The sequence below is a fragment of the Phytobacter sp. V69 genome, from assembly GCF_965644215.1.
GTDB lineage: Bacteria > Pseudomonadota > Gammaproteobacteria > Enterobacterales > Enterobacteriaceae > Phytobacter.
This window is the reverse complement of record NZ_CBFFRL010000294.1, coordinates 1-4,209: the sequence shown is the minus strand read 5'-3', so window position 1 is coordinate 4,209 and position 4,209 is coordinate 1. Positions and strand designations below refer to the sequence as shown.

Sequence of the window (4,209 nt, the reverse complement as noted above, 5' to 3'; positions counted from 1 at the left end):
TTCAGGCAACCGTCTGTGGTGTTTGCAGAGCTAAGATTGGCGGCTTAGCGTTGCACTTCGGAGTTGAATCCGCCCTTTACCAAAATCATGTCGGTGCAGTGATACACGGCGACTGATTTCATAACTCAGGTCGTTAACTGTGATCTCTTCAAGAACGGCATAGTTGCTTAACTTGAACCACCGCTTAACAGCCTTCATTGTGTCGCTGGCTTTCATCTGTATTCCATTTCTCCCTAACGTAACTCACCCGTCAGCCAGAGCCGATTTTCTCGTGCTAACAATGGCCTAAAGATAAATTGTTTTGAGAGTGTGAGCCAGAGGAGATAAAAATGAATGCTCGAATGAGTGCAACATGATAGAAATGAATGCTTCGGAACAGGCTGTTATTAATGGATTTTTAATGCATTACCTGATGCATGGCATGAGAAAAACTTAACGGTAAGCTATTGAATTTAAAGGAAGTGTGGCGGAGAGAGGGGGATTTGAACCCCCGGTAGAGTTGCCCCTACTCCGGTTTTCGAGACCGGTCCATTCAGCCGCTCTGGCATCTCTCCGTTTCAATGGTTGCCATGATGCCAGGTAATTTGGCATTTTAACAGACCCTGTCCCGTTAATTTGGTTCAAGTGGCGAGTTTGCGAGCAAAGCGATGATTAAGTGGCCCTGGAAAACAAAGGAAGCCTCTCACGGTGCGGAATTCCCATGGGAAGACGCGTTAAATATCCCCGTGTTAGCGAACCTTTCATTAGATGAACAAGAGAAACTGGTGCAACTTGCCGACCGTTTTTTACAGCAAAAGCGGCTGGTTGCGTTGCAAAGTTTCGAACTGGATGCGCTAAAAAACGCGCGTATCAGCCTGATCTTTTGTCTGCCGGTACTGGAACTCGGCCTTGAATGGCTGGATGGCTTCCATGAAGTGCTCATCTACCCTGCCCCGTTTGTCGTTGACGACGAATGGGAAGACGGTATTGGCCTGGTGCACAGCCAGCGCGTCGTCCAGTCCGGGCAAAGCTTTCAGCAGGGACCGATTGTCCTGAACTGGCTGGATATTCAGGATTCGTTCGATGCCTCGGGTTTCAACCTGATCATCCACGAAGTCGCGCACAAGCTGGACACCCGTAATGGCGACCGGGCAAACGGTATTCCGTTCATTCCTCTGCGTGAAGTGGCGGCCTGGGAGCATGACCTGCATGCAGCGATGGACAACATTCAGGACGAAATCGACCTGGTGGGGGAAAGCGCGGCCAGTATTGATGCTTATGCAGCGACCGATCCTGCGGAGTGTTTTGCCGTGCTGTCGGAATACTTTTTTAGTGCACCCGAATTGTTCGCTCCGCGCTTCCCGGCGCTCTGGCAGCGTTTTTGTCAGTTCTACGGCCAGGATCCGTTATCGCGTCTGCGCGATCGGTCTTTTTCATCGGATGAACCCGCGAACCGCGTACACTAAAAACTCAATCTGCGCTTTAATTCACCAAATTAATCAGCAGGTTAAATTAGCTATTGACACATATGAACGTGGCAAGTAGTATGCGCCCCGTTCACACGATTCCTCTGTAGTTCAGTCGGTAGAACGGCGGACTGTTAATCCGTATGTCACTGGTTCGAGTCCAGTCAGAGGAGCCAATTTAAAGAAGCCAGATGTCTACGGACGTCTGGTTTTTTGCTTTCTATCAATTGGTTATCCCCTTCCCAATGTCTACCCACGTCTGTTAAAAAGTACTCAAAGCTACACCTCATTGTTGTTATATTCGTTGGTACAACGGGTTCGATTTGTTTTGTACCATCATGTGGAGGGCTGAAACATGGCGCTTACTGACGTTAAGATAAAAAAATCAAAGCACTCTGATAAGCCCGTCAAGCTCACTGACGGCTTTGGCATGTACCTGCTTTTGCATCCAAATGGCTCAAAGTACTGGCGTATGCAGTTCCGCTTTGCAGGTAAACAGAAAACCCATGCGTTAGGTGTCTACCCGACCGTTTCCTTAGCGGAAGCCAGAGAACGTCGTGACGCAGCCCGTAAGCTACTGGCTAATGGTATTGACCCTTCTGCTAAAAAGCAGGAAGACAGGCTGGAAAACAGTGGCGCGTTCTCTTTTGAGACCATCGCACGACAGTGGCACAGCACCAATAAAAAGTGGTCAGCAGATTATGGAGCCAAAATTCTCCGCACCTTTGAAACCTATATCTTCCCTGTTATTGGCAATCGCCATGTTGCTGAACTGAAAACCCGCGACCTGCTGGTGCCGATAAAAGCGGTTGAGGATAAGGGGTTTAATGAAGTGGCTATGCGTCTGAAACAACGCACTACCGCTATCATGCGTTACGCTGTTCAGCAGGGCATTGTCGACTACAACCCCGCACAGGAAATGTCAGGGGCCGTTAACACGGGTAAACGTCAACATCGTCCAGCTTTGCCGTTTGAACGCTACCACGAGTTTTTAGGACGTGTTGACAGCTATAAAGGCCGGTTGCTCACCCGACTGGCGGTGAAACTCACCCTGCTGATTTTTATCCGTTCGAGCGAACTTCGGTTTGCCCGCTGGGCAGAAATCGATTTTAAAAAATCGTTATGGACGATACCGGAAGAGCGCGAAGCGGTTAAAGGCGTGAAAAACTCACACCGTGGAGCCAAAATGAAAACCCGGCATTTGGTGCCACTCAGTCAACAGGCCGTTACCATTCTCAGAGAAATACAGCAAATCAGTGGTGACCATGACTTCATTTTCATTGGCGATCACTATGCCGATAAGCCGATGAGTGAAAACACGGTCAACAAGGCGTTACGTACAATGGGCTACGATACTCAGAAGGAAGTCTGCGGTCATGGTTTCCGTACAATGGCATGTAGCTCCCTGATAGAGTCTGGCTTATGGTCAAAAGACGCCGTTGAACGCCAGATGGGGCATCAGGAACGCAATAATGTTCGTGCTGCCTATATCCATCAGGCTGAACATTTGGACGAGCGCAGGGTTATGCTGCAATGGTGGGCCGATTTTCTCGATGCTAACCGGGAAGGGATGGTCAGGCCGTTTGAGTTTGCACAGAAGGGATAAATCGAACAAAGGCCACAGATGGTCATTGTCAATTTATCCAGTCAGAACATAAACAATAAACTTTATAATCTAACCGCTCACATATGAGTGGTAAAATATGTTAAGAGTGCATATGTAAGCGCTAAGGTCATTATTAAAAATCAACAAGCCATTAAAATGTTATGAGTTTGCATGCCCAAGAATGTGCATATACCAAGAATACTTCAAGTTGCAGGGGCCTGTGAACCCAAGTCTATAGTAGGGGAAAATTGTTTAGGCACTACCATCCTGCATCTTGAAGTTCCTTGGGTATAATAATATAAAATTTAATAAAGAGCATTTATCACGGATTCAGGGAGTGATGGTCTACCATTTATAAGGCAAGTACCAACAAAAACGGCTTCTGCATAAACAACATTATTGACAATTATTTGTTGAACGAAATTTACTCGGTTGCGTTTCTCATTAGGACGCAATTGACAAGTCACCTGCATTTTATCGCCAGTCAAAAGACTTTTTTTGAAACGCAATGTGTATTCGAGTATAATATGAATACGACCTTGAGAAAACTCATGCTCAAGATCCAATCCAAGTACTTCTTTCATGAAATCATGGCGAGTCCACTCCATGTAAAATGGATAGTATAGCCCATCCACAACCCCTTGAAAATCGATATGTTCCTGTTTAACTTCATAATATTTTACAAACATGAAAAAAATCCTTAGTGAACTTCTTTAAAGTAACTGGTAACCATCGCTGGCTACAATTACAATTTAGATAATACATACCTAACCTTTTGAATGAATGGATTTAAGTTTTCATCTCCCATACTTTAAATCATGTAAAATCAGTTAGTACTGTGAAAATGTCCATTTTAAATAAAAAAGAATTACACATGTGTACTCATGTTAATGATTAAGACAAATAAAACTTCAATGTTTTGTCATAAAGTTTTTATCCATTAACGTGTGAGATTGCCAGAAAAAACATGTATTAATTTGTTAATGCTTTTACAAATAACAACATTTATGTGTAGGGTCATCTTTGATTGTTTTGCTTGCCAAGCATAAAACACACCTTTTTTATTGTTATTATTGATAAATGAACCGCGAATTCAGATAATAAGTGCAACGCTCGGACATGATTGTGGAGAGTGTAGGAGGAAGGGTTAACTACCGA

At 44.9% G+C, this 4,209-nt stretch carries 4 protein-coding genes and 2 tRNA genes; 3 read left to right on the top strand and 3 right to left on the bottom strand.

Annotation, left to right across the window (positions count from 1 at the left end):
• Nucleotides 1-30: 30 nt before the first annotated feature.
• Entirely contained in the window at nt 31-198 is a 168-nt protein-coding gene (locus tag ACSZPU_RS23865) for a DUF6387 family protein (protein ID WP_499003993.1), read from the bottom strand.
• A 266-nt stretch (nt 199-464) separates the two neighbouring features.
• Nucleotides 465-554: transfer RNA gene (locus ACSZPU_RS23860), tRNA-Ser, on the bottom strand.
• A gap of 93 nt (nt 555-647) precedes the next feature.
• Here ACSZPU_RS23860 and mtfA point away from each other — a divergent pair.
• The 3 genes from mtfA (at nt 648) to ACSZPU_RS23845 (ending at nt 3,051) form a co-directional block, all read left to right on the top strand.
• Nucleotides 648-1,445, top strand: coding sequence for a DgsA anti-repressor MtfA (gene mtfA, locus ACSZPU_RS23855; RefSeq protein ID WP_499003991.1), 798 nt, complete (start codon nt 648-650; stop codon nt 1,443-1,445).
• A 100-nt stretch (nt 1,446-1,545) separates the two neighbouring features.
• Nucleotides 1,546-1,621: transfer RNA gene (locus ACSZPU_RS23850), tRNA-Asn, on the top strand.
• A gap of 179 nt (nt 1,622-1,800) precedes the next feature.
• Nucleotides 1,801-3,051: a tyrosine-type recombinase/integrase gene (locus tag ACSZPU_RS23845; protein WP_499003988.1), complete on the top strand. Its 1,251-nt coding sequence runs from the start codon at nt 1,801-1,803 to the stop codon at nt 3,049-3,051.
• 305 nt (nt 3,052-3,356) lie between these two features.
• Here ACSZPU_RS23845 and ACSZPU_RS23840 read toward each other — a convergent pair whose 3' ends face one another.
• Complete coding sequence (locus tag ACSZPU_RS23840) at nt 3,357-3,740, bottom strand: acyl-CoA thioesterase (RefSeq protein ID WP_499003985.1); 384 nt, start codon at nt 3,738-3,740, stop codon at nt 3,357-3,359.
• Nucleotides 3,741-4,209: the final 469 nt, after the last annotated feature.